The sequence below is a fragment of the Thalassospiraceae bacterium LMO-SO8 genome, from assembly GCA_031655335.1.
GTDB lineage: Bacteria > Pseudomonadota > Alphaproteobacteria > Rhodospirillales > Casp-alpha2 > UBA1479.
Window position 1 is genome coordinate 964,394 of record CP134226.1, and the last position, 26,763, is coordinate 991,156.

22 protein-coding genes are annotated in these 26,763 nt (G+C 58.4%); 12 read left to right on the top strand and 10 right to left on the bottom strand.

What is annotated here, in order from left to right:
• Positions 1-65: 65 nt before the first annotated feature.
• Together RJ527_04695 and RJ527_04700 are read left to right on the top strand one after the other, a co-directional pair.
• Positions 66-1,274 (top strand): PfkB family carbohydrate kinase, encoded by a 1,209-nt coding sequence (locus tag RJ527_04695; GenBank protein ID WND77047.1) that lies wholly within the window; start codon positions 66-68, stop codon positions 1,272-1,274.
• The gene (locus tag RJ527_04700) at positions 1,271-1,864 is read left to right on the top strand and encodes a 7-cyano-7-deazaguanine synthase (GenBank protein ID WND77048.1); all 594 of its coding nucleotides are present in this window, start codon (positions 1,271-1,273) and stop codon (positions 1,862-1,864) included. Before RJ527_04695 ends, RJ527_04700 begins: the two co-directional genes overlap by 4 nt.
• A 799-nt stretch (positions 1,865-2,663) precedes the next feature.
• Here RJ527_04700 and RJ527_04705 read toward each other — a convergent pair.
• Complete coding sequence (locus tag RJ527_04705) at positions 2,664-2,906, bottom strand: hypothetical protein (GenBank protein WND77049.1); 243 nt, start codon at positions 2,904-2,906, stop codon at positions 2,664-2,666.
• A gap of 875 nt (positions 2,907-3,781) precedes the next feature.
• Here RJ527_04705 and RJ527_04710 point away from each other — a divergent pair.
• Complete coding sequence (locus RJ527_04710; protein ID WND77050.1) at positions 3,782-4,519, top strand: hypothetical protein; 738 nt, start codon at positions 3,782-3,784, stop codon at positions 4,517-4,519.
• A gap of 158 nt (positions 4,520-4,677) precedes the next feature.
• Here RJ527_04710 and RJ527_04715 read toward each other — a convergent pair whose 3' ends face one another.
• From RJ527_04715 to RJ527_04725, 3 genes are read right to left on the bottom strand one after another with little or no spacing between them, the layout of a single operon-like run.
• The gene (locus RJ527_04715) at positions 4,678-6,021 is read right to left on the bottom strand and encodes a sensor histidine kinase (GenBank protein ID WND78015.1); all 1,344 of its coding nucleotides are present in this window, start codon (positions 6,019-6,021) and stop codon (positions 4,678-4,680) included.
• Between the two features lie 2 nt (positions 6,022-6,023).
• On the bottom strand, positions 6,024-6,689 hold the full coding sequence (locus tag RJ527_04720; protein ID WND77051.1) for a response regulator transcription factor: 666 nt from the start codon (positions 6,687-6,689) through the stop codon (positions 6,024-6,026).
• Positions 6,686-7,069, bottom strand: a complete 384-nt coding sequence (locus RJ527_04725) for a PepSY domain-containing protein (GenBank protein ID WND77052.1) — start codon at positions 7,067-7,069, stop codon at positions 6,686-6,688. The genes RJ527_04720 and RJ527_04725 overlap by 4 nt, the downstream gene beginning before the upstream one ends.
• 72 nt (positions 7,070-7,141) lie before the next feature.
• On the opposite strand from RJ527_04725, the gene RJ527_04730 reads away from it, so the two are divergent.
• The 9 genes from RJ527_04730 to RJ527_04770 all read left to right on the top strand — a co-directional run bounded on the left by RJ527_04730 (position 7,142) and on the right by RJ527_04770 (position 15,257).
• Positions 7,142-7,429: a hypothetical protein gene (locus tag RJ527_04730; protein WND77053.1), complete on the top strand. Its 288-nt coding sequence runs from the start codon at positions 7,142-7,144 to the stop codon at positions 7,427-7,429.
• Between the two features lie 29 nt (positions 7,430-7,458).
• Complete coding sequence (locus RJ527_04735) at positions 7,459-7,950, top strand: cytochrome b/b6 domain-containing protein (GenBank protein WND77054.1); 492 nt, start codon at positions 7,459-7,461, stop codon at positions 7,948-7,950.
• Between the two features lie 11 nt (positions 7,951-7,961).
• Positions 7,962-8,378, top strand: coding sequence for a DUF1924 domain-containing protein (locus tag RJ527_04740; protein WND77055.1), 417 nt, complete (start codon positions 7,962-7,964; stop codon positions 8,376-8,378).
• A gap of 3 nt (positions 8,379-8,381) precedes the next feature.
• The gene (locus RJ527_04745; protein WND77056.1) at positions 8,382-8,843 is read left to right on the top strand and encodes a diheme cytochrome c; all 462 of its coding nucleotides are present in this window, start codon (positions 8,382-8,384) and stop codon (positions 8,841-8,843) included.
• Positions 8,844-9,100: 257 nt separating this feature from the next.
• The gene (locus tag RJ527_04750) at positions 9,101-10,375 is read left to right on the top strand and encodes a TniQ family protein (protein WND77057.1); all 1,275 of its coding nucleotides are present in this window, start codon (positions 9,101-9,103) and stop codon (positions 10,373-10,375) included.
• A 60-nt stretch (positions 10,376-10,435) separates the two neighbouring features.
• Positions 10,436-11,077 (top strand): TnsA endonuclease N-terminal domain-containing protein, encoded by a 642-nt coding sequence (locus tag RJ527_04755; GenBank protein WND77058.1) that lies wholly within the window; start codon positions 10,436-10,438, stop codon positions 11,075-11,077.
• On the top strand, positions 11,074-12,942 hold the full coding sequence (locus tag RJ527_04760) for a Mu transposase C-terminal domain-containing protein (protein WND77059.1): 1,869 nt from the start codon (positions 11,074-11,076) through the stop codon (positions 12,940-12,942). Before RJ527_04755 ends, RJ527_04760 begins: the two co-directional genes overlap by 4 nt.
• Positions 12,939-13,823 carry a TniB family NTP-binding protein gene (locus RJ527_04765; protein WND77060.1) on the top strand — a complete coding sequence of 295 codons (885 nt, stop codon included), beginning with the start codon at positions 12,939-12,941 and terminating at the stop codon, positions 13,821-13,823. Before RJ527_04760 ends, RJ527_04765 begins: the two co-directional genes overlap by 4 nt.
• A gap of 579 nt (positions 13,824-14,402) precedes the next feature.
• Positions 14,403-15,257, top strand: coding sequence for an IS1595 family transposase (locus RJ527_04770; protein ID WND77061.1), 855 nt, complete (start codon positions 14,403-14,405; stop codon positions 15,255-15,257).
• A 65-nt stretch (positions 15,258-15,322) separates the two neighbouring features.
• Here the strand turns inward: RJ527_04770 and RJ527_04775 are convergent, their stop codons facing one another.
• The 6 genes from RJ527_04775 to RJ527_04800 all read right to left on the bottom strand — a co-directional run bounded on the left by RJ527_04775 (position 15,323) and on the right by RJ527_04800 (position 26,726).
• On the bottom strand, positions 15,323-15,925 hold the full coding sequence (locus RJ527_04775; GenBank protein WND77062.1) for a hypothetical protein: 603 nt from the start codon (positions 15,923-15,925) through the stop codon (positions 15,323-15,325).
• Between the two features lie 344 nt (positions 15,926-16,269).
• Positions 16,270-19,707 (bottom strand): AMP-binding protein, encoded by a 3,438-nt coding sequence (locus RJ527_04780; GenBank protein WND77063.1) that lies wholly within the window; start codon positions 19,705-19,707, stop codon positions 16,270-16,272.
• Between the two features lie 8 nt (positions 19,708-19,715).
• On the bottom strand, positions 19,716-20,261 hold the full coding sequence (locus tag RJ527_04785) for a cyclic nucleotide-binding domain-containing protein (GenBank protein ID WND77064.1): 546 nt from the start codon (positions 20,259-20,261) through the stop codon (positions 19,716-19,718).
• 23 nt (positions 20,262-20,284) lie between these two features.
• Positions 20,285-23,248, bottom strand: a complete 2,964-nt coding sequence (locus RJ527_04790) for an NHLP bacteriocin export ABC transporter permease/ATPase subunit (protein WND77065.1) — start codon at positions 23,246-23,248, stop codon at positions 20,285-20,287.
• Entirely contained in the window at positions 23,229-25,433 is a 2,205-nt protein-coding gene (locus RJ527_04795; protein ID WND77066.1) for an NHLP family bacteriocin export ABC transporter peptidase/permease/ATPase subunit, read from the bottom strand. The genes RJ527_04790 and RJ527_04795 overlap by 20 nt, the downstream gene beginning before the upstream one ends.
• Positions 25,434-26,726 (bottom strand): NHLP bacteriocin system secretion protein, encoded by a 1,293-nt coding sequence (locus tag RJ527_04800; GenBank protein WND77067.1) that lies wholly within the window; start codon positions 26,724-26,726, stop codon positions 25,434-25,436.
• Between the last annotated feature and the right edge of the window lie 37 nt (positions 26,727-26,763).

Genomic DNA, 26,763 nt, shown 5'->3' on the forward strand with positions numbered 1-26,763 from the left:
GTGTCCTACGAAGCTACGATTATTAGCATCTCAGGCGGAGTCTACGAGATAAGCGTAGAGCCCAAATGACCGTTCCTTTCGCGATCGTTGGGGGCGTTTACCATGAACGCTGCGCACAACCGCTTTGGAATGCTGTGTATGGTTCTGCTGGTCGAGCTGCTCATTGCGTCAGCTCATTGGTCGAGAGGCCAATTCATCTCTACACATATGTCGCCGATACGCTCAAAGAAGAGGTCAAGCATTTAGCGGGCGAGACTGAAGCGAAGCTCCACGCTGCGCCGGCCGATTTTCAGATCAGCTTTGACTATTTGCATCCGCTCTCGGTTCCCGTCATTCAGCCATCACCCGCTGCAATAGCCAAACATCCATCAATCTCAGTGTCTGCCGAAGTCGCGTTGCGGTTTGGGATGTTGGAGGGTGACGCAGTCGTTAACGCTGAAATAGCCGTATACGACCCCCAATCAGCATTTGAGGTGGCAAAATTCGGCGACAACGGTTCCCGTGCTGACCGCTTGGCAGTCGTGATGAATCGTAAAGAAGCTCGCTCCATGACCGGGTTTGAAGATCCTATTTTCGCAGCGAAGCATCTGTTGGAAGAATGTGGCGCTGAAGTGGTGATCGTAAAGATGGGCGGGGATGGCGCCCTAGTTATGACAGTTGATCAAACTGAACGCGTTCCACTTTACCGCACTGATCGAGTTTGGAAGCTAGGTTCGGGTGACGTTTTCTCAGCCACGTTTGCAGCCCTGTGGGCGTGTAAAAAAATGGATGCCCTTGAGGCAGCCGATTTGTCATCCCGAGCAACGGCAGCTTATTGCGAAAGCCGAGCACTTCCTGTCCCATCCGTGGACGCGTTGCGTAAAATGGAATGCGCTCCGGCCCAACTTGGGCAGGGAACAATCTATTTGGCAGGCCCCTTTTTTGATATCGGTCAGCGGTGGCTTGTAGAGGAAGCTCGGAGTTTACTTTCGTTGTTCGGAGCGCGCGTATTCTCGCCTGTGCACGAAGTTGGACCAGGACCAGCGAACGTTGTAGCCCCAGAGGACATTGCGGGACTTGAAGGTGCCGATGCAGTGCTAGCGATCGCAAACGGCCTCGATGCCGGAACGCTTTTTGAGATTGGATACGCGGTAAAGATGAAAAAGCCGGTGGTCGTCCTAGCTCAGAACATAAAAAGCGAAGACCTAAAAATGATCGAGGGAAGTGGTTGCATCGTAGTTGATGACTTTGTGACAACAATTTACCGCGCAATCGGAGAGTTACCTGCAAAATGAATGCGCTTTTGCTCTCTGGAGGGATGGACTCAACCTGTATTGCCTGGTGGAAGCGCCCGAACCTTGCAATCTTTATAGACTATGGCCAGAAACCCGCCGAAGCAGAGGAACTGGCCGCCAAAACAGTCTGCGAGGAAATTGAAATAGAACTTGAAGTTGTTAGAGTGGACTGCTCGGCGTTAGGCTCGGGAGATATGGCAGGAACTCCGAGCTTGGATATAGCACCAGTGCCTGAATGGTGGCCCTATCGGAACCAACTGCTTTTGACAATTGCTGGTGCTTGCGCTCTACGTTTTGGCGTCTCAGAGCTTTTAATCGGTGCGCTGAAAACCGACTCACAACATGCGGACGGCACAATAGAGTTCGTGGATGCCATGTCAAAGGTGATGGCATTGCAGGAAGGATCTATAAGCATAACTGCGCCGGCAATTGGCCTTTCGGCCGAAGAACTCGTGAAGGTGTCGGAGATTCCTAAAAGCACTCTTGGGTGGGCGCATTCCTGCCATATCGGAAATCTGGCTTGTGGCCAGTGCAGAGGGTGCAAAAAACACTTCAGTACATGGAAAAATCTTGGTTGGACCGCTCATTAAAGAACCGATCCCGCGAAAAGCTCCGGGGGAATGGGAGCCATTCTTTCCCAAGGCCATAGCAACCCACGTGTTTGATCGGCCGACAGCAAGTTCAGAGGTTTCATTCTCTGAGGTACTTGAAAGCCGGAGATCTAAATTGGGCGGTCAGGTTTCTTTGTCGGAAATTGCCGATTTACTTTGGTTTTCCATTGGTGCGCGAGGTTTTCACGATACGGGGAGGGCAAGCGTCCCCATTCAATGGTCTCCGACCCCCAGCTCAGGCGGATTGGCTGGAATAAGTGTCGTCCTGGTATCAGAAGACAGTCCGATGCAGTGTCTGTACGACCCAATTGCACATCGCCTATTAGAACTTGAGGTCAATTCTGATGAAGTGGCTCGAACCAATGCAAAGGAAGTCCGAGCCGTGGTCGGAAGTTATTCAGGTTGCACACTTCGTATGCTGGCAGACGCTCAGAAATACTCCGTGGCATACGAAAACCCTGAGAGCTTAATCTACCGAGACGCAGGCGCTATCACTTCAACCCTTTGTCTTTGCGCCAACTGGTTGGGGTTGACTTCCTGTCCGTTGGGGTTCCTCGGAAACGATTTCATTCGACAACTTGGGATGCCGCCTGATCGGTTTCTGGCAGTAGGGGCGGTACAAATTGGCTCTTCTCATCTCCTCAACGAGCCGTGACGCCATCATGTCCGGCCACATTGGGGCCTGAGAACGGTTTCTTCAGGAGCATGATACTCGTCAGGAGCTTCGTGCCCACGGTGCAAACTGCCGGGTTTCCAGATCCTCTGCATACGATCGAGATTAACGCAAAGAGCCCTGCCCCTTCATCTGCTCCAGGCGGAACTTGGCCGCCTCGGATGGGGATGGTGGATCTATGGGAGAGTGGGTGTCCTCGTAGGCCTCGACCAACTTAGCCAATCGCGCCAGTTCATCCCCTTCCGGCGTGCCGAACTTCGGATTGGCCTTCATCAAATCCGAAATCCGCGCGATGGATGCTTCCAATTCTGCGTCATTCGAGATCGAGACTATTTCACCGGTATTCATCGATGGCTTCCAACTGCTTATGAATGGCCTCTGGCAGGCAATATTATCAGCAATGCCTTGTCCCCAAACAGCGTGCATTTCATTTGAGTCGCTTGACCCTAAACCAAGCACATCCCAATTACTCTCCACTGGCATCGACCTGTATAGGAGAGCGCTGTGAGCAATCCAAAACGCCCGAAAGGGTCCGGATTAACCTCTGAGGAGGCGAAGTACCTGGACCTCGTTGAGAAGGATATGAGGGACCATCCCGAACGGGTGCGGCCGGCAGATGACCTCCTTGCCGAAATGGAAGAAATCGTGGGTCATACCGAGGGCAAGCAATCCCAGGACAAGCGAAGCCCTGAGGCTTGAAAAGATTGAAAAATCAGCGCGGGAATAGTCAATTTAAGGTATGAGTTATCTAGCTTTGGACAAATTAAAGCATGTTTTTGGACAGCTTCAATTGGCGCAAATCAGGCTCATCACCCCCCATTTTGGACATTTAAAAAAGTTTCCGACATATGTCGGAAACATCTTAGTTTGTCCAATCACAGCTTAGATTGTCCAAATTACAATTTAACTTGTCCGCTTCCGCATCAAAATTCCTTCATATAGAACACGATAGAAATCGCCGGAGATGTCCGGATTTTCCGTCGAGTTTTTTTGTCTTCCGACCGATGCCCGGAAATTTAGAAACCGAGCAATGCTAAATCCGTTCCGGATTTGTACGCGCTTGAAATCGGGCGCCGCATCCAGTATCTAAGGCGCAAGCGACAACCATACCTCACATAGCCGCGGGCACCCGCGGACATCGAAGCGCGACAGCGAAGCTGGCCCGCGCTTTTCGTGTTTGTCGTTTGCTCTCAAAAACTCAAATCAATCGGGAGGCAGAAGTCATGCGTAATGACATTGCCAAAGTGATCGTCGAGCGCCCACGCCAGGGCGGTCACGGCGCGCGCAAAGGGCGCGCCTCGCGTGACCTTGAACTTGCGCGGCACGCGGTCGGCATGAAGCGTGCGGCGTCTGAGTCCGGCGACCGCAAGATGCTCAACGAAAATCTGGCACCGCTCCGGCGCTATTTCGGCCGCCAGATCGGGCGCCCCTGGAACAAGGTGTGGTCGGAGGTCTGCACTAACCTTCGTGTCACCTCGACCGTCCAGCAGCATGTCCGCGACCACATCGGCGACTTCGTCGCGTACGAAGGTGTCTCGCGGCGCGACGGCAAAGTGTACGTCCACTGGTACTGGGGCGGCACAAGACCACTGGAAAATTCCTTGTTTGAGTTCTGGGTCGACCCGGCAACCGGGATCCTTCGCCGTAACAAGAGACAGCAAACCTACCGCATGAAGCAGAAGGCGCGCCGAGCGGAATGGCTTGCGGAATTGCACAAACGAATGGTCGAACGCGACGCCTGGCATCAATTCCACCTTTTGGACGATGGAGCTTGGTGGGAAGTTTCACTGGAACAGGAACCGCCGAAACCGCCTATCGTCGACGTTGTCTTGAGCGCGGGATTGTCCGCCCTCTCGCCTGGGCGACTGTACGGCCGTTCAGGCGTCTACGCCGTCGGCAAACGGCAGCTTTCAAAGAAAGAGATCAAACGCCTGAAGCTACCTCGCTGGTCCAGAGCCTGAGGCGCGACAAGTCAGGCTTCAACAAGGTTCTGCATTTGGACGAATAGCGGACTAATGAACTTTGACCTGTCCCTGTCTGCAAATGACCCGTAGCGGACAAACTCAATCGCCGAAGCGTGCGGGTCATCACCAAGAGCGCCCGATCAAATTTGATTACCTTATGTACGTGGAAACGTGACACAAGCGCTCAAGCCACCTAGTGGAGACCGCGTAAGCAACAATGTACCACCAGTCACTTCCACCAGATCCGAGACGATGGAGAGACCGAGTCCCCATCCCGGCGCAATCTCATCGAAACGCTTGCCGCGTCTCGACGCTTCTGCCGCCTGCTCCTCAGACATGCCGGGACCATCGTCTTCGACCAGGAGTTTTACGTGTTCCGCTGTCTGCTCGGTTGAGAGCCGAACACGAGAAGATGCCCATTTGCAGGCGTTCTCCATCAGGTTTCCAAGAATCTCTTCCAGCTCCTCGCGGTGCCCCGGGAAAACGGCAGCGTCATCAATCTTGACTTCAATCGCTAGGTTCTTGTCCGCGAACACCTTAGCGAGAACGCCCGCGACATCACGCGCCGTCTCAGCGATCTTGGTCACAGCACCGATGCGTCCTCCAGCACTGGCAACCGCCGACGCCCGTCCAAGGTGATGTTCGATCAGACGCCGCATCACCTGAACCTGCTCGTGTAACACGCGCCTGTCCGGTTCTCCCTCCATCTCCGCTGAAATAACGGCGAGCGGCGTCTTCAGGCCGTGCGCCAGATTGCCGACATGCCTCCGAGCCCGCTCGATCAGTTCCGCGTCTTCATCGAGGACATCGTTCATCGCTTGCGCCAACGGCGCCACTTCTTTTGGATATTGATCGGCCAGTCGCGGATGTGCCCCCCGTCTGACCGCGTCGAGGTCTCCCACCAAGGCGCGTAACGGACGAAGGCCGAAACGGACCTGGATCATGACCGCCACAACGAGGCCAAGCCCCAACAAACCAAGGGCGATTGTGAGTAGTAGATTGAACCGGCGAACACCATCACTGACCTCGCGTAGGTCGCCGGCAACCATGACATGGACGAAACCATCGATGTCCGGAAATACTATGTCGCGCTCTGCGATTAAAAGCGGCTCGCCGTTCGGGCCTTGAGTCCTACTCAAATGCAGCTTTGTATCGCTGCCTGTGGCCTGAAGTGTGCTGTCCCACAACGAGCGAGAACGTAACAACCCGCCGGACGGTTCCGTGATCTGCCAATACCAGCCGGAATAGACCTGGTCGAAACGCGGGTCGCCGAGCGGGTGCGTCAATATTACGCCGCCCTCCGCGTTCGTCGCCATGGATGCGATCATGCCGTTCAGGACCGCATCGAGGCGACGGCCGAACTCGTTCTCGACCGTATCGCGGAAGGCCCAAGTCAGGACGCCGCCACCAAGGGCCAGGATCAGAACCAGCCAGACAGCTGCCCCCAATATCAATCGAGTTGAGAGAGCCGCCGCTGAACGCTTGCGGGTCTCGCGCACCGTCAAGCCTCCGGCTCCGTCAACTTGTATCCCTGACCACGAACCGTTTGTATATACGCAGCGCCAATCTTTTTGCGTATGCGGCCGACCAGGACCTCCAGCGAGTTGGAATCGAGATCGAAGTGACGGTCGTAGACATGCTCGGCGAGTTCCGTCCGACTGACGATCCGGTCCGCATGATGCATCAGGTACGACAGAATGCGGAACTCCTGCGCCGTTACCTGAACCGGTGCTCCGTCGACGCTGACCCGGCCTCCGTTGGTATCGAGCCTGAGCGCGCCGCAGGTCAGTTCCGGCTGCGCGTGACCGGATGCGCGCCGGATTAACGCCCGCAGCCGGTAGACGACTTCCTCCATCTCGAACGGTTTGACCAGATAGTCGTCGGCACCCGCGTTGAAGCCTGCCATCTTTTCGGACCAGCGGCTGCGCGCTGTCAGGATCAAAACCGGCATTGTGCGCCCAGCTTCGCGCCAACGGTTCAAAACCGTAACGCCGTCGATGCGAGGCAAGCCCAGATCAAGGACGACCGCGTCATACGGTTCAGTGTCGCCAAGGTGCCAGCCTTCTTCGCCGTCGTAAGCGACGTCGACGGTGAAACCGGCACCCTCCAACACTTGTTGCAGCCGAAAAGCCAGCGCAGGCTCGTCCTCGACGATCAGAACCCTCATTCGTGCCTGCCTCGCCCCTTCACCTTCAGTAACTCACCGGTGCGCGCATCGTAATACAGTTTATAGACGCGCCCCTCAGCCGAAATGATGACAAGTTCGTAGACCATGCCGCCGTGGTCGTCATCGAGTTCGGCCTCAATCAATTGCCCTGGGTATTCCTTGTTTGCCCGCTTGAGGATATCGGTCAGCGGAAGGATCTCTCCACGTTCCAGCGCGCGACGTGCGCGATCATGGTCATCGTCGCGTTTATAGCCGTCTCGATGTTCACCGCCTCCATCCGCCAGGGCGGGGACCGAAGCGGCACTCAGCAGAGCGGTCAGAACGAGAATCGTGAAGCGTCGCATGCGGCGAAAATAGCCGTTTTTGCATGAACCGTACATGAACGAGCCGCTCAGGCCTCGTTCAGATTGCTTCTGCTAGCGTCCCCTCAACGCAACACAGGAGCAATCACCATGCTTAAGAAAATGATCATTCACGGATTGATCGCCGCCGCCGTCATCGGTGGTGCTGCCGCAGTCTACGCCTCAGGCCCCGGCGACGGACACTCGGTTGATAACGCCGCCCAGGCCATGCGCGCCGAGGCTGGCAACGCTACCACTGGGAACAACGGTTATATCACCAACACATCGGGATACTCGGATCGTTACCGCAACTTCCGGCAAGAGCGAGAACATGAGCGCGATCATTACGGCGAAAGTTCTGAACACCGCCGCAAACACAGTAAGCGCGACGACGACTGACTCACTGACGGCGGATCAAGGAGCGGACGATGAAACCCAAGCACCAGCAGGCGCTTCTCCTCTTCTGGCACGCATGGCTCGGCGGCGCATATCTGGTTGCCTACCTGACGGCCGACGAGGATACCTACGGCATGCATTTGTTCGCAGGATACGCCGTACTCGCGGCCATCGTCGCCCGCCTCCTGGTCGGCCTGATGGCGCCGAACAGCAAACTTTTCAAGTTGCCTCGCCCTAAATTCGGCGACCTGCGAGATTGGTTTCGCAGCGGCAAAGGTCGCCACCCTTTCTTTGCCTGGTTTGCCTCGGTCCTTTTGATTGTCGTTGGCGCTTCTGCTGCGACTGGCGCCCTTTCGGACTCGCTGATGACCTGGCTGGAAGATCCGCACGAGGCGATCTCCGAAGCCTCCCTTTGGGTCATCTTTGGGCATATCGCGTTCGTCACGTTCATGTATGGCGGCAAAAAATTCATCAGAAGCGCCATCGTGAAACTCAACGAACGGTTGCCGTTCACTCACGCCTAGGAGTCAAACACATGCTACGCGCCTTCGTTCTGGCGTCGATGATCGCCGCCCCAACACTGGCCATGGCCGGTGACCCGGACCGCGATGCCATTGTCACCGAATATGCTGTACAGACCCGCGCTACCGATCCCGGATTTACCGCATTCTCCGCGAAGCGAGGCGAACAACTATTCCGTACTGTGTGGGCAGGCGGCGATCCGCGGACACCGTCTTGTACGGCCTGCCATACGGGCAACCCAAGGAATCCAGGCCGCAACGCTAAGACCGGGCGCCCAATTGATCCGGTTGCCGTCTCCGTGAATCCGAGCCGTTTCACCAATGCCGCCGACGTTGAAAAACAGTTCACGCGCGACTGCAAAAGCGTTCTCGGCCGCCTCTGTACGCCGCTCGAGAAGGGCGACTACATCACCTTCATGACGGGACAGTAGGTTATGCGCTATTCTCTGATTCTCGCGGCTCTATTGGCCTCGACAGCACAAGCCTCGGCCGACGATTGGGTCCCCCCAATCACGAACCAACTGGTTCAAAAAGAATGCGGCAGCTGCCACATGGCGTTTCAGCCGGCGTTTCTTCCGGCGCACTCCTGGGATCGCATCATGAATACACTCTCCGACCATTTCGGCGAGGATGCCTCGTTGCCTGACGCGCAGATTGTGGCGATCCGTGCCTACTTGACCAAGAACGCCGGCGATGTGAAACAGCTGGGGGTTGCCCAGAAATATATGCGATGGGTCGAGCCGGGCGGCGCTCCTCTAAAAATCACCGAGAACCCCGCGTTTCTGCGTGAGCACAACTTCCCCGACCGTGTGTGGAAAGACCCAAAGGTCGTCACCAAATCAAACTGCTTGGCGTGTCACGCGCAAGCAGATCGTGGCAATTATGACGATGACTGAACCCGATCAATTGCGCCACCTATCCTTTCATCCCGAAAGAGTCCGCTGATTGAGGCAGTGTCCGCTCCTGGCTAGAAGTGGACACTGCACCAAAACGGCTGCAATGGCTCTTATTCGAGGAAGCAGACGTCTGATTCTTCAGATAAGCCCGTTCTAAATTTCCCTTGCACACGAACCTTCGCATCACCAAATACCCGCCGCTTTAAATTGTCCTGACTTGGGCAAAGGCTGCCGCCCATGTTTGCGGCTTAACCACATTGGACGGCCCCTGGCCATTCCGACCGCGACCGGTCGATGATGAGACGTTCTCGTCTTGGTTCTCGCGCCTGGCTTGGGCCAACGGCTTGGAACCGGGAGAACTCTACCGTGTCGCCTTGCCCGGTGGACGAATGCATCGGGCCGACCTGGACAGGTTTGCTTGCGACGATTTGATCGCCGGATTGTCGACCCACACGGGCGTCCAACAAGACGACCTGCGGACACGAACGCTACGGCGTTGGGCTATCAATCTCTACGGAGATGACGACGGCCGATGCAAGCTGCTCTGGCTACCCGCCACCGGCGTGCATCAAAAGTCCAAGTCGTTCGGTCAGCAGGCCTGCGTCGCATGCCTACGCGCTGACGCTGTGCCGCACCTCCGTTCGGTGCACCGGCTGGCGTTTGTCACCAGCTGCCCCCGTCACAGCCGCCTGCTGATCGATCGGTGCCCAGAATGCACCGCACCAATTCAACCTCTGTACGGATCACCTCACCTAGGATCAGTTTGCCTTTGTTGGAATTGCGGTTTTGATCTTCGGCGCGCGGAGCCACCGGAGGCCCATACGCATCGCGCCCAAGAAGAACTGATCCGCATTGCCCAAGGCGATTGGGGAGAGCTGGGGAGTTTCGGTCCGGTTTATCCGCTCGCCTACCTCCGCATTCTCTGGGTCGTTTATCGGCTTTTGGCAACTGGTCGGTTTGCCTACCCACTACGCGAGTGGGCACGCCGAAACGTCGACGCGCCCGATGTTCCGCCATCTGCCATACCGCGCATCAAAGAGATCGAACGCTTACCGGTCCAAAGTCGCCATGTCCTTATTCAGTATGCCTACGCATTGCTCGACGATTGGCCGTCCCGGTTCGTCGCGGCTTGCAAGGGTGTCGGGATCACGTCGCGAGTGCTCCTGAAAGATCCTGCACAGATACCCTTCGCATTGTGGGCGCCAGCATCGAGCGAGCTTCACGATGGCGACTATCAACCGGCACCATCCGAAGTCGCGGCGGCGAGGGCATTCTTGCAAAGGCAAGACACGCTACCGACACGCGGCGCCTTGAGCCAAGTCCTCGGCTGCAAATCCAAGCACATCGATGAACTCGCCGTTCCCGCCGGCGACCACTGCGCCTACGGGACGAACCGCTATTGGAAACTGGACGGCGTCAGCCCAGATGTCCGCGCGGCGGCACGTGCCGCCGCAGTGCATGAAGGACACAACGTCGGGCCGTGGGTCGATCAGATCTTGCGCGAGGCACTCAAAAGGCGAGGTTTGATATGAAAGTACATGTTGGGGGTTGCGGCACGGAAAAATCACTACATATAGTATTTAGGAGGAGAGATGCCGGTTAGAAAAATTCCCATCAGTAGCCGGAGCCTGACGGGGCGCCACGCATACGGGCGCGGCAAAGGTGCTGTCGGATTTGAATCGTCTCTCGAGCGGGATTTCATCTCGCTGATGCGTTTCGATGCCAATGTCACGGACATCGAAGAGCAGCCCGTCCGGATTTCCTTCCAGGACACTGCCGGCAAACATCGGCACTACACGCCGGACTTCCTGGTTCATCGACGTTCTGGCGCCTCGATGCTCGCCGAGATCAAACCTGCCAAGTTCGTGACAGCCGACCTCGACGACAAATTCAATGCCGCCAGGAATTTCGCCCGCAGGCGTGGCTGGACATTCGAGGTTTGGACGGAACGTGAGATCCGCATTCCCCGGCTGGAGAACGCCAAATTCCTCCTCCCCTACCAGCAAGCGGAGCCGCCGACATGGGCGCGCGACCGCTTACTGATCGCACTCGGCGAAACAGGCCGGACGACTGTCACCCGCCTTCTCGAAGCAACCTGCCGCCAAGAAGATGACCGTGCGGAAGCGCTGTTTGCGCTGTGGCATTTGGTCGCGACAGGAACGGTCGCCGCGGGCATGGACGATCCCCTAACACCGGCAACCAACATTCATTTGAACGAAGGCGATCAACGATGAGTACGCCGCTTAGTTTCGATGTCGGCAGCGAAGTCCAGTTCCTTGGACGTGCCGCCGTCATTACCTCCCAACCCAGCTTCGATGAAGTCATGGTGCAGTTCGTCGATACGGGCGAAATCAAATCAGCGAATGTCGGACAGCTCAAAAGCAAAGAAGCGCCTAAAATCGACAAACCCCGGGTCCTGGACGCCATACCGGAGAGCGACCTGGACACGGCTCGAGAACGATACGAGGCGATCAAACCGCTGCTCGACGTTACCCATCGAAAAGGCGAAGCCTTCAAAGCCCGCGCCGAAGAGATCGACGTCAACGAGAAGACATTGCGCCGCTGGTGCTCCGACTATCAGGCTAGGGGCTTGCTCTCCGATCTCGCACCCAACCGACGAGGCAAACGTAAACGGCGTTTGCCGAGAAAGGTCGAAGCCATTATCCAGGACGTGATTGAGAGCGTCTATCTCACCAAACAGAAGGTGACGGCGAAGAAAGCCATCGACGAGGTCGTTCTCCGATGCAAGGCGGCCCGATTGAAACCGCCGCACCCGAACACCATTCGTGAGCGCATCAAAGCGGTCAAAGAAAGCGAGCGGGTCAAACGCCGCCAAGGCGCCAAGGCCGCCCGCGACCAATTCGCCGAAGTGAAGGGTGAATTTCCGGATGGGAACTTCCCGCTGGAGACCGTTCAGATCGACCATACGAAGTTGGATATCATCCTGGTCGACGACGACACACGGCTGCCGATCGGGCGTCCGTGGCTGACGGTCGCCATCGACGTCTTCAGCCGCATGATCACCGGATATTACATCTCTCTCGACGCGCCGAGTTCATTCTCCGTGGGCATGTGCATCCGTCATTCAGCGCTGCCCAAGGACGCCGAGCTTGAAAAGCTGGGCATCGACGGCAAGTGGCCGGTCTGGGGCCTGATGCGGACCCTCCATGCCGACAACGGCAAGGATTTTCACAGCAACCTTATCAAAAAATCCTGCGACGAATATGGGATCAACATCGCTTGGCGGCCGGTAAGGCAGCCGCACTTCGGCGGGCATGTCGAACGGCTCATGGGCACAATCGCCAAGGAAATCCACACCCTTCCAGGCACGACCTTCTCCAACATCCAGGACAAGGGTGAATACAACTCAGCGAAACAGGCATCGATGACGCTGGATGAACTGCAGGCCTGGTTCGTCACCTATGTGGTCGGTGTCTATCACCAGCGCGTCCACAAAGGCATCGGCATGAGCCCGATTGAAAAGTGGCGAGAAGGCGTCCTAGGAACCGGCCGACGGAAAGGCACCGGGCTCAACGCGCCGATCAGCGACCCGGAGCGGTTCGCCATCGACTTCCTCCCGCTCGAATCCCGCACGGTTCAACGCGAAGGAATTGCTTGGGACGGCGTCAATTACCGCGCCCCCAGCATCCTCGGATGGATCGGGGAGAAACAAGGGGGACGGAGCGTGAAGTTCACCATCAGGCGGGACCCCCGCGACATCAGCCGCATCTATTTTCTCGATCCCGAACTCAAGGAGTATCTCGAGGTTCCCTACCGGGACCAGACGCACCCCTCGATCTCCCTTTGGGAGCTTCGGGCGGCGAAAAAATATCTGAGAGACCGAAACGCGGAGATCATCGACGAAGACGCCATCTTCGCCGCCATCGAGGAGATGGGACGCATCGCGGAGACCGCCACGACCGAAACCAAGAAAGCCCGACGGGCGAAACAGAGGAAGAAAGTCCATGCACGAGAAACATCAGACCAACGGCCGGGCATTTCGCTCGTCGTCGATAATTCAAAGGCCACAGATGAAGACGAAGGCGAATTCGACATCGGCGATGCCGAGCTTGAAGGCCGTTGGGAGGATTGGTCATGACTGAGCCCGCAAGAAGCGAACTGACATCATTCGAGCTGTTCGGCCCGGAGCCGCGAGAGAGATTGCATCGGATCTGGTCGTCCTGCTGGATCGACTACCCGGTCGCCTTGCAGGCATTGAAACGCCTTGAGTGGCTGCTCAACCACCCCCGCGTCACGCGGCCACCCTGCTGCCTGATCGTCGGTGAAACCAATCACGGCAAGACGACGATCGCTCGGAAGTTCGAACGGATGCACCAACCGGACCCCGGTGCCTCCGACGAGGCGAAATCCATGCCCGTCGTCTACGTGCAAGCGCCGCCCATGGCGGATGTAGCCGGCTTCTACGGCAACATTTTGAACGCCGTCGGCGCGCCTTTCATGCCGACCTGGTCCACGTCCCGGAAGCAGGATCTAGTCCTAAAGACTCTGACCAATCTGGGAACCAGGATGCTGATCGTCGACGAACTCCACAGCATCCTGCAAGGGAAGATAGATCAACGAGGTGTCTTCCTGAACGTCTTGAAGCACCTGACCAACGAACTGCAGATCCCGATCGTGGGCTTAGGCACCAGGGAAATTCTGCGTGTCGTGCAAACAGATCAGCAGTTCGGCAATCGCTTCGAGCCGTTCACCCTGCCGAAGTGGGAACTCGGCCCCGGATACGCGACGTTCCTGGCTCATATATGTCGCCGCACGGGCATGAAGGACGTTTCGTTCATGAAGGACAAAGCCTTGGTCCGCCGCATCCACACCATGAGCGAAGGTCTTACCGGAGAGTCCTGGAAAGTCGTGTGCTTTGCCCTCGAACGGATGGAGGAGGCCGGTCGAACGGCGTTGGAACCGAAGATCCTGGATGAGATCGATTGGACGGCGCCGAAGGATCGGAGGCGTTCAGCGTAAAGAGATTAAGGAGCATGACTGGCTCCCCACCAAGCAATACACATCAATGACTAAGCTCAAATTTTCATCTCGATCCACAGATGGAAAAGCGAAATATCCGAAGCTACGGTCGATCTAACATGTGAAGGATGCGCGCTCTAAAAGTAGGAAATTGCGCCCCAAACAGCATGCATTTCAGATGGGCCACTTGACCCTAAACCGCGCGCATCCCAATTACTGTCCACAGCCTTCGCCCTGGACAGGAGAGCATCATGAGCAGCCCAAAACGCCCGAAAAGGTCAGGCCTAATCACTGAGGATGCGAAGTGCCTGGATCTCATTGAGAAGGATATGAGGGACCATCCCGAACGGGTGCGGCCGGCAGATGACCTCCTTGCCGAAATGGAAGAGCTCGTGGGTCAGACCAAGGGCAACCAATCTCAGGACACGCGAAACTCTAAGGATTGAAATCATTGGGCATTTGGCGCGGGAACAGTCAATTTAAGATATAAATTTTCCAGCTTTGGATAAATCAACGGGAGTATAAAGTTGACACCCGTAAGGCATTTTGGTATCCTTTCATCATCGAAAGGAGATCGAAATGACCGGCCCCACCATCCAGGATTTCTTCAAGCAGTTCCCTAACGACGACGCTTGCCTTGACTACCTGATGGCGAAGCGCCACGGCACAACGCTGGATTGCCCCAAGTGCGGAAAGCACGGGAAGTTCCACCGCGTGAAGCGCCACCCGGCCTATGAGTGCGCCTGGTGCGGGTTTGAGATCTTCCCGATGGCCGGCACCATGTTCCATCGCTCCCACACGCCGTTGCAGAAGTGGTTTTACGCTCTCTACCTGTTCACCACTTCCCGTCACGGTGTTCCGGCCAAGGAATTGCAGCGCCAGTTGGGCGTCAGCTACCCCACGGCGCTTCGTATGTCCCACGAAATCCGCAAGTACATGGGTGAGGTTGATGGGGAGCCGCCGTTGACGGGTCACGTTGAGGTTGATGAAACCTACGTCGGCGGCAAGCGCCCCGGTAAGCGTGGCCGTGGAGCAGGCGGGAAGTCCGTTGTGTTCGGCATCATGGAACGTGGCGGGGAACTGTTTACCAAGGTTGTCCCCGACGCCAAGCGCAAGACCCTGTTTGCGGAAATCACCCGTCAGGTTCCCGAGGGAACGCGGATCAGCAGCGATGAATTTGTCGTCTACCACACGCTTTCCAGCCTCGGGTATGACCACGATACGATTGACCACGGGGCCAAGGAATGGGCGCGGGGAGATACTCATGTGAACAGCCTTGAAGGCTTCTGGGCGCAGTTGAAACGGTCGATCCGGGGCACCCATATCTCTGTCAGTGCTAAGCATCTTCCGAAGTATCTGGGCGAGTTTGAGTACCGCTACAATCGGCGGAAGAATCCCGGGGCGATGTTTGGGGAACTACTGGCGAACCTGTAACCACAGCCTCCAGCAGGGGCCAGAACCGCTCATCCGCTTGGGATGGGTTCTCCTTCGCAAACTGCTCAAGACGATCCATTTTGCGGGCCTCCTCCAAACTGAGGTATTTGCCTCGACTCATCGCCATCCTCCTTTGCCAATATGCCCTGCAAGCGCTCAATCAAAATTGCAACCTCAGTGAGCTTCCCATTCTCAAACTCAGAAGCTCGCCTAAACCACCTTTTAGTAAAAAAACCTATGGTTGCCCATCTATCCGCAACCACCTCATCATATTCGCTACGCAAGTACTCCCAAACCGTGGCCGCCCACGCGCCATATGCAGTGGTTATCGCATCTTGAAACTCGTCCCCCGATGCGGCTGTTTTCAGCGTCTTATAGGCGATTATTCCGTCTTTAATTAAACCATTCAGATGGCGGCGGCGCTTGGCTCGCCTCCCCCAAACGGTCTTGGACGGCGCGAGAGATAAGATGAACCATATCGTTAGCGCGGCGGCAAACATGACAAAGGATAGCGTTACCTTTGTTGCGAGCGGCAAGCCTTCGACAATAGCGATCATGAGAACACCAACGCCAGCGACCGCGCCCCATACCCAAACGCACCATACGTAGGTGTCGTGAATATCTTCGATCCACCCAAAAAATTTAAAGATCGCTCTAACCATACCCATAACCTTGCTCCCACCCGCCCGGATGAGTCGAGTCGAACCGTGCGAGGCGCGGGATTATGGGAGGATGTGTGTACGGGTGTCAACTTAACACACCCGTAAATCAAAGCATGATTCTGGACCGCCTCAACTGTCACAAATCAGGCCCTTTGAACCCGATTTTGGACAATTCAAAATGTTTCCGACAGCTTAGCACGGTTTTCAGAAACATCTTATTTTGGCCAATCACGGCTTAGATTGTCCTCGCCACAAGTTAGAATGACGGCATTCGACCTTCCTGAAAATGCCGCCGCCGCGTTGCCGCGAGGCGACACTGCAACTGAGCATACGCAAAAGATCCAAGGCCGTTAGCGATGCTCGGCTTCGGCGATCGCCGCCAGGAACCGGCCAACCCCATCATTCAACTCCCTGGCCTGTCCTTCCAGATCCGCGCCTTTGTAGGCAATGGACCAGGACAGAGTCCCTTTGGAAACGACCGCGATAAGGCAAATCGATTGGCTGACGCTACTCCGTCGTTGCGCCCCCTGAGATGGGTCCAAAACGTTGTGAACATCAATGACAGGGAGCGTCGCGTTCTTACGGAAGGTATCGTCTATGTTTCCTCGGTATTGGAAATAGATACCAGGCTGCTGGAGGCCCTCCATCTCGATCCGTGCGGGGTCCGACTTGGGCCTGGAATGTAACAGCCCATAGCCAATGCCCGCATTGGGCACCGTCAGCAGTGACTGTCGTGCAGCTTCGTAATCTGCGAGTGGTCCGTTTTCGGGGTGTGTCGTGACACGCACGGGAAACTGCGAGACAAACCACCCAACGGCGCGCTGCGGATCGGTCCCCACGAAGGGATGGCGGCCGTTGCTTTCAACGAGAACCAGCGGTGAGGAGGTATCACGGGAATCCGTCACCGCCCTCGAAAGTGCCGCGAGAAACAGCGCCTGCCGCTCCATCGGTGAGGGGAATTTCTCCAGTAGAATGCGGTTCTGTACTGCCGTGGGCCTTCCCCCCGGCAGCACCCGGTGTATGTCGCCATTTCCCCCCGAAAGGTCCGCGATTGCATCCGTCGCCGGGCCACAAACTTGCTTCCAATAGTCTAATTCGTCGCTGACGTTTTCCGATTTTCCATGGCGCTCCAGTGCGGCAAGCCAAGGGCCGAAAAGCGCCTTTGACGGTTTTTGGAATAGCACCAGGTTCGCCTTGGCCCTGGCGTAGGTTTCCTGCAGCTGCGTTGCCCAAATCGAAAGGGAAAGCGCATCGACGACCAAGTGATGAAAGGCGACGATCAGCAGGCCCTGCTCCCCCGGCCCGCGGTCCAGCAGCCTTGCTGAGACGAGCGGGCCATCTGTGATCGATATCGAAGACTTAAGTTCCGCGATGACCCCGTCACGCAAAGAGGAAACATCCAGACCTTCTCCGGATCGGACCTCGATGCGCCGAAACCCTGAACCCGCAGGGGGCGCCTCGTATCGGCAGGTCCATGCATCGTCGCGCTTTTCGAAGCGCAATGAGAACGCGTCGTGAAGGTCGTTCAGCGCACTGACCGCCGCCTCCAATGCCGCCGCATCCAATCCCTTGGGCGTGCGAAAGTACATGATTTCAAGAAACCCGTCGGCGTCCTTCGTTTCGTCCTCCAGGAACGCGCGCTGCATGGGCGTCACGGCGAAAGGCCCCTTCATGGCCTCCCCGGTCCCGATATCCGCCCCCGATGGCTCCAGGCCGCCCCCCACCGGGGCGAGGCTGCGGATCAGACCTTCCAACGTCTCCAGAGTCACACGCCGTTCGGCCCAATCAGCGGGCAAGGAGACGCCGAGATCCTGTTCGATCAGCAACCCCAGTTCGACGTGTTTCAATGAATCCAGACCCAATAACGCGAGCTCCGCATCGCCGGTGACGAACGCCTCGGGCGTCGAGGTCAATTCAACCACCCGCCAGTTCAGATATTCGGACAGCCGCGCCATCTTTTCGTCCCTGTCGGCCAATAGAAAAGTGGGGCCGCTAGATGTCGTACATCCGACCAAGGAGGCAGCGTTGTCCGATTCCCGCGCGATCACCGCCCAGTCGTTGTTGGAATAGGCGGTCCGGCAGGCGGTGCGGCGGACCTTGCCGCTGGTCGTCCGCGGCAAGGCTCCCGGCATCAACAGAACGATATCCGAAGGTGCCACGCCGGACTGTTCCGTCACCTTGTGGCGGATGGCGACAAAGACCTCGGTCCAATCAGTGTCACGGCGGTATTCACGCCGGATCTCGCAGACGACGACAAGAACCTCGTCCTGCCCCGTGTCCAAAGAAAATGCTGCCGCGCCATGGGGCGAGACCGCCGGATGGCTGGTCGCCGCCGCATCCTCGATGTCGTTCGGGAAGTGATTCCGGCCATTGAAGATCATCATGTCTTTGATGCGGCCCGTAACGAAAAGTCCACCTTCGTGCCAGAAACCAAGATCTCCGGTTAGAAACGGCGTCTGTCCGGGCCCCGCGGTTGATGTAAGGCCCACTTCAGCCGCATCGCTGTTACCGCCGTGATAGCCCCTAAAGACACCGGGCCCGGAAATACGGATTTCACCGATGATCCCGTCTTCCAGCGGGTCGCCGGTCGCCGGTTCGACGATCTCGACGGCCGTATCCACGCAGGGGGTGCCGCAGGACACCAACATGCGCAGGTCATCCTGGTTTCCCGCCCCGTCATCCGCCGCTATCGCCCGCCCCTGTTCAAGCCCAGAGATCCGAAATGGCACGGCAACCGGCCGTGCCGCGCCCGGATCAGGACCCGTCGCCATCAGCGTGGCTTCGGCAAGCCCGTAACAGGGATAGAAGGCTTCGTGCCGAAATCCAAAGGGGGCGAAAGCATCGGCAAAGCGGTCGATGGATGCGGCACGTACCGGCTCGGCCCCGCTATAGGCAAGCCGCCAGCGGGACAAATCAAATGCCGGGCCATCGGCCCTGGCCAGGGCGTTGACGCAAAGGTCATAGGCGAAATTGGCGCCGCCGCTGACATCCGCCTTGAAGTGGTCGATCGCCCGCAGCCACCGCAACGGCCGGGCGACAAAATGTTTGGGATCCATCAGGACGACGTGATAGCCGGTCCAGATGGCTTCCAGTATGCCGCCGACCAGCCCCATGTCGTGGTACGGCGGCAACCAGTTGACGACCACGCTATCGCGCGTCAGTTCGAACTTTCCGGCGATCGCGGCAAGGTTGGCCGCAAGGTTTCCATGATCAATCAGCACACCTTTCGGATCGCCGGTCGAGCCGGAGGTATACTGGATGAGCGCCAAAGTATCGGACGTAATCTCGACACCAGGCGGCGGCCCTTCCCTGATTTCGCAGGCGTCGGTGGAGATACAGACCCGTTCGTTGGGCCCGCCTTCCAGCGTCATCGCGCGGGCCAACCGCGGCAGATGCGTGGAATGGGTCAGCACGATTTCCGGCGCCGCATCCTGGACCAGCCTTTGAAACCGCTGCGCGGACGTGCGCTCGACCCGTGCCGTGGGCAGCGGTGTCGGGATCGCCGCAATACCAGCGATGAAGCACGCGCACAGGCTGACGGCGTAATCCAACCCGGGCGCCTGAAGAACGATGGCGCGCCCGGCCCCGGGCCGACGCTCATTGATCTGCCGTGCGACGGCGCAGGCCCGCTGGTAAAGCTCGCCGAAACCAAGGCTCACAGTCTCCTGCTCGCCATCAACCAGATAGGTAATCGCCGTTTTCCCAGGATGTTCAGCGGCATGCGCCGCCAAGGCCCCGGCGAGGGTCGCCGCGGCATCCAGTCGTCGGTCGGGATCGGCGGCACGCACGATTATCTCTACTCGGCGCGCGCCGTGGCGAGGGTACGAAGCATCCGGTCGAACCGTTCGCCGGCAATGGACACGTTATCCAGCAACCGCTCGTCCAACTCGTCTTCCATCACATCATCGCTGTGCAGGCTGCCAACCTGCCCATATCCGAATCGCCGGACCGTACCGCGCAGGCGGTCTGCAAGAAAGAAACACAGCGCCTTGTACAGCCGCTTGCCGAATGCCGGATCATCCTCCATCCGGGACTCCAGCGCGGCATGAGACAGTTCCAAAACGCTGCATTCACCATCCGCGATAACGCTGGCCGATGGCGGCGCGTCATCGACGAACGACATTTCCCCTACGATTTCGCCTGTTCCCAAGGTCGCGATGGTGCCGATCTTCGAATCCTCGATTCGAAGATTTCCTTCGAGAAGAATGAACAGGCTGTCGCCTCTAACACCTTCTTCGATGATCGTATCACCGCCGCCGAACGCCCTTTTAATCCCCGTACGGGCCATCCATTCGACGTCAGGATCCTGCAACTGCCCCAATATCACCAGCACTTTGCGCATGATGGACTCCCTTGTCTGTCTGCCTAAACCAATTGCCGCCGCGCCATTTCGGCGAACGGTCCGTCGGACGATATCAATTCGTCATATGATCCTTCCTGAACGACACGGCCTTGATCCAATACGATGATCCGGTCCGCTGCGCGAACGGTCGAAAGCCGGTGCGCGATGACCAACCTTGTCGCATTAAGGTATGCGATGGATTCCATGACAGTCGCCTGGGTGCTGTTGTCCAACGCACTGGTCGGCTCATCGAGCAACAGAATGCGCGGCCGTTGGACGAGTGCCCGCGCGATCATCAGGCGCTGGCGCTGGCCGCCGGATAGGGTATTTACGCCTTCCATCAGGACCGTGTGCATGCCCATCGGCATGGCTTCGATGTCGGCCGCCAATCCGGCCTGCCGTGCGGCGGACCAAGCATCGTCCTGGGAATGCGCCGAAGCCCCGAGGATGTTCGACAGAATGCTTCCCGTCGCCAGTTGACCGTTCTGCATGACCACGCGCACCTGCTGACGCAGTGAGGTCAGATCGAGGCTGCTGATCGGGGTCTGATCGAAGTAGATATCGCCGGCGGAGCAGGTCTCGAACCCGAGAAGCAGCCGGACGAGAGTCGATTTACCGCTGCCGGACGCCCCGACGATCGCGACGAATTCGTTTTCGTTGATGGATAGCGACAGATCGTCCAGCACCAACGGACCCGCCGGGTCATAGCGGAAAGACACGTGGCTGAGCTCAATGTTCCCGCGAAGGGTTTCAGCGATCTTGTCTTCGTCCGACACCTCGGGCGCGGCCTCGACGACCGGTCTCAGGCGTTCGAACAGGGGAATGATCGTCAGGCTTCTGGTCAGCGCCGTTGCCAGTCCGGTCATCGCCGCCAGGAACTGGCCGAATGCGGTATTGAAAGCGACGAAATCTCCCGTCGACATGGGCGGGCGGGCGGTATCCCCGCCCGCCTTGACCAGGGCTTCCAATTGAAGATCGGTCGCCTCCATCTTGAGCAGCATTGACGCGGCAACGAAGATCATCCCCGTCGCCAAGGCCGGATAGGCCGTATGAAAGATGTCCTGCCAGTTCGCATAGGATTGGGACGCCACGAAACGCTGTTTCTGCTTCGTGAAGTATCCGGCCCACTTCGCATAGGCCCGGCCTTCGGCGGCGGAGATGCGCAGTTTCGCAAGACCAGTGAGAAACTGCAGGACGAATCCTTCGGCCTCGCCCTGATGTGCGATCCGGTGGCGTTCTTCGCGAAGCTGCCAGCGCCCGAGAAGAACCGTGACCAGGATCGCGCAAGCCACCAGCGACAAAGCGACGATCGACAGCCGCCAATTGAAATAGACGAGCAGCGCCAGGCTGAAGCTGGCGAAGGTCACCCCCAGCAGACTTTGTATCGTCGTCCCGCTGAGGGTCTGGCGGATAGTCTGGATGCCGAGCACACGGTCGGTCAGATCCCCCGCCGTGAACCGCCGGCAGAACCCGGCCGGCAGACGCAGCAGACGGTCGAATATAGAGGCTTGCAGGTGCAGGTCCGCGCGCCCTTCGACCCGCAGCAGCGCGAAGGCTTTCACGACTTCGAAGCTGGCGCCGCCGAAGGCCGCCGCCACAAGACCGAGAATGATATGGATATGCTGCTCCACGTCGGCACGCGGCAGAACCTGTTCGATCATCACCGAAGACATCATCGGCGTGAACGCGGCAAGCAGGCCGCCGGCAAGCCCCATCTGGGCAACACGCGAGAGATCTTTGCGCAGCCCGGGAAGGATGTATCCGACCAGACCCTTCAACGTTCTCAGACTGCCGGGGAGCGGCCGGTAAAGCATGACCGCCTCATGCTTCAGCGTCTCCGACACCTCGCGCGTGCATGCCCGGGGAATGCCGTCATTGGGATCGATTATGGCGAATGCGCCGGCTCCGGTCGGGACGACCGCGACGGGAGCGCCGCCCTCTTCAAGGAAGGCCAACAACGGCCCGACCTCGCGGCGCCACCAGTCCCCCCTGAGCATAACTTTCCGGGTTCGAATCCTGTAAACCTGCGCCAAGTCCTCAACGGATGGCGCCTTTCCCTGCAACCGCGGCCGCTTCTCTTCCGTCGTCGCGGCCTCGATCCCCATTGCCTGCGCCACCATGAGAAATGCCGCATGCAATGGCTCGATATCTGCGATCAACGGGGCGCGCCCGTCGTCGGTCGGGCGCACCGTCTGCACCATCCCGCTGATGGCCTTGGCGAGCACATTTTTCTCTGCCGATTGCCGGGCCTGTTGGCGCCGCGCGGCATCGCTTTCGACGGCCGCCAGGCGTTCCGTCATGCAATCTCCGAAGACACGGACAAAAGCAGCCAGGGCCCTCCGCCAGTCATTGGATTGAACAAGCTCCGCCGACGACTGAGCCGTCACCGACGTCGTGTCCGGCGCCACAAGCCAGAGAGTGGACGATATCGGCAGCACGGAGGACGGCAACCCCGGATCTCCGAAACAATGCAATTCGGCGCTGTCTGCGGCACTCACCCAGGTCGGCTGCCGGCCGGCCCCGAACACCGGCATGCTGCGGTAAATTTCAGGCCGGGAAGTGCGGTCAAGAATGATCGCCTCACCGGTCGGCCGCTCGGGGGCAAGGCCCTTCGACATGCCGATGACGAACCGGTCCAAGATCGCCCCAAGATGGTCCGGTGCGAACCGGTCCGCCAGCGATCCGTCGGTGCTTAGTACGACACGCGTACCGTCGACTCCGACGGCGAGATACCTGTGGGCCGCATCCAGATCAGGGCCGAAGATCATTTCTCCAGCCGCCGCGCGGTAAAGCGAATGGCGGTGGCCGCTGTTTCCATCCGCATCGGGCCGAACCGCGAATACATCGACAAATCCCGTCAGCACCAGAATGGACATTTCCGGGCGGTCCAGCAGAATAGGTTTGTTGGCGGCGACGGATTGCGCCTGCCCGCGAAGGGAGTCGACGTCGACCTTTGTCAGAAGCGCTTCAAGGGTGCGACGCTGCATCTTGCCCCCCTTCCGTTCCGATCAACCGCGGATACTCCTGGCCGTGCGCCATCAAATGCTCATGCGTCCCCCGTTCGGCAATCTTCCCCTTTCTCAGGACGATGATCTCGTCACAGTCGCGGATCGTCGAAAGCCGGTGCGCGATGATGATGCAGGTACAGCCCCGGCGCCGCAGGTTGTCGTCGATGTTCTTTTCCGTCACCGGATCCAACGCCGCCGTTGCTTCGTCCAACACCAACACCCGGGGCTGGCCGACGAGGGCACGCGCAAGCTCAAGCCGTTGACGCTGCCCTCCCGAGAAATTGATCCCCCCCTCCTCAACCAGGCTTTCAGTTCGCCCGGGACGGGCCATCACATCATCATGGATCGCCGCGTCCTTAAGAGCCTGGGTCAGGACATGGTCCGGGATCTGGTTGTCCCACAAGGTCAGGTTTTCATGGATGGTTCCGGAGAACAGAAAAATGTCCTGATCGACGTAGGCTACGGTATCGGCGAAAACCTGCCGAGGGACCTTGCCGAGGGGGTGATCGTCAATCAGCACGTCCCCGTTCCATGGTTTCAGCACGCCCGCGATCAGCCGGCCAAGCGTGGACTTTCCGCTGCCCGACGCCCCGACGATGGCGACCCGTGATCCGGTTTCGACCGAAATCGAGATGCCGTCGATCAACGGCGGGTCCAGCGGACTGAAACCGAAACACAGGTTCCGCGCTTCGATGCGGCCGCTGAGAACGGGTGGGCCGGCCCAGGTTTCTTCCGCCCCGTCGATCCGCGTGTCGTCCGGTTGCGCCGAGCGAATATCGTCCAATCGAGTCAGGTCGCCCTTGATGCGTTGCAGTTTCCCGCCGAGATCGACCAGCCCGGCGATCGGCGCCGTCAGGTTCGACATGAGCGATTGGATCGCGACGATGGCGCCGACGGAAAGCACGCCTTCCATCACGCGAAACCCGCCGACGCCCAGGATCGCCGCCGCGGTCAGGGATGACATCAACGACGGAAACGCCGTCAGGACCGCGGTCGAAAAACCCAGGTTACGCTGCTGTTCCAGCATTTTCGCCTGGTAGCCCGCCCATTTGGCGAAGGTGTCGTCTTCCATTCCCGACGATTTCAGGGTTTCTATCGACCGAATGGCGGCAACGGTTGTCGCGGCCAGCTTGCCGCCGTCGGCCAACAGGGCGCGGCTGTTGTCCTCACGGCTGCGGTTGACGGCACGAAGCGCAAAAACATTCATCAGGGCCAGGCCAAAGGCAATGACCGCCAGCATGCCGTCGAACACGGCAATCGCGGCGCCGTAAAAAACGACAGACGAAAGGTTCAACGAATTGGTGGCAAGGTCACCGGACAGCAGCCTGGCCACACGGTCGTTCGCCGCCATCCTGTCGCTCAGATCGCCGACATGGCGCTGCTGGAAGAACGACATGGGTAACCGGATCATGTGCCACAGGAACGTCGAAGCCATCGTTAGCGACAGGCGCGTTTCCATTCGCAACAGGTACTTCTGTTGAAGCCAAGTCATGCCCCCACGCAACAGTGCTGCCGTCAGCACCCCAAGGACCAGCGGCACCAGCCAGTCCTCTTTTTCCGCGACGAGAATTTCATCGACGAAGATGCGCGAAAACCCCGCGATGGCGATTCCCGGCACGACCAGCAGCAAGCTGACGGCAAGGACATAGAACAGGGCTGCTCTCGAGTTTTCGAGGCGGTTGCGCATCGACGCCAGGATCGACGGCGCGCGGCCTCTGCGCTGAAGGGCGGATGACGGCTCGAACGCCAGAACGACACCCGTATAGCACTGGTCCAATTCCTCCAGCGACACCACCCGCGGCCCGCTGCCGGGATCGTTCAAATACGCCTTGCCGCCTTTGAACCCTTCGAAGACCACATAGTGATTGAAATTCCAATGAATGATCGACGGAGTCGGCAGGCTGGTCAGGTCTTCTGGTTCCTTCTTGAACCCTTTCGCGGAAAACCCATACGACCGCGCGGCCTTCAGAACATTGCTTGCCTTGCTGCCGTCACGCGTAACGCCGCACGCAATGCGCAATTCCTCCATCGGCACCCAGAGGCCATGAGACGCCATGACCATCGCCAGCGACGCGGCACCGCATTCAACCGCTTCCATCTGCAGAATGGTCGGTGTGCGCTTCGGCCTTGCGAAACAATCGATGTAACGAATGAGCGACCGCATTCAGCGCGCCGGCGTCGAAGGCCAGAACCCAATTCCCGTATGCTTCCGCACGAAGGGAATGATGAGGTTAACCGGCGGGTCTTCTTTGACTGTGACTTCGGCCTCGATGGTGGTTCCGGTCGTGACATGGGCATTCGGCCCGGCGCCCGAGGTCCATTTGAACCCGCTGATCGTCGCGGTATCGCGAACAAGGTCGACACGTGCCTCATACGGCGCCCCTTCGTTCGTGTAGTCGTTGACCAGTTGTTCGTTCTGCAAGACGGTGAGCATGCCCTGCTTCGAAGCCGGGAACTCCGACACCTTCGTCACCGTGCCAATGATGGTGCCGTGCTCTTCCTTCTTCACGAAGGATGGCGCGACGCGGACGGTCATGCCGGGCTGGATACGCTTGCCGTCCTTGGTCGGGATATAGACGACGGCCTGAAGGTTGCTGCCCGCCGTGACGATGCTGATAACCGGCGCGCCTGTCTGAACGAATCCGCCCTCGAAGACCTTGAGTTCCGTCACCCGCCCGGAGGCGGGCGCCAGGACCGCGCCGTTGAGGCTGAGTTTGGCGTCGAGTTCCCTGATTTCCCGTTCCGCGTCGGCGATGCGCTGATCGATCTTGGTTATTTCCTTGGCATGATCCGATTTGAGCGTCAGCGTGTCGGATTCAAGTTCCAGAATCTTGTTGTTCGCGGCACTGATGTCCTGCAAGGCCTTGTTGTAATCGGTCCTGAGTTCCTCGATCTTGTCCCGGGGCAAGAGCCCCTTGTCGGCAAGCGGCATGCGGGCGGCCATGGTTTTTTTCAAGTAGCCCGCGCGCTGTTCGGCGGCTTTGATGATCTGGTTCTGTGCCGCCGCCTGTTCAGCGAAATTCTTGCGCTTGAGGTCGAATTCGCGCTCGAAATCACTGATGATCTGTGCCTTTTCCTTTTGCCTTTCACCCAGCGTTTCGATCGCGCTCTGACGTTCCTGGCGCAGCGCGGCCTGCTCGATCACGGCGACCTTCTGGCCCTTTTCGACCAAAGAGTTCTGATCCACGAAAAGCGTGGAAACAATGCCGTCCGACGGCGACATGGCGTCGAGGATCCGGCCGCCGGCGCTGACCAGAATGCCTTTCCCTTCGACCTGATCGGGAATCTTTCCGGCGAACCCCCAGGTGATGACCGCCACGATCAGAACGGCGATGGTACCCAGGGCCAGCCACCCGATTGAATCGGTAACGATGGCAAGGCGATCCAGTTGTTCTGGAGACGACAGGCGGTCCAATGCCGCCTGACGGAAGATCTGGCGCTTCGGAGCTTGAGACACTTTCTGACGGCCCCCACGGTGCGGCATGCATGCGCAA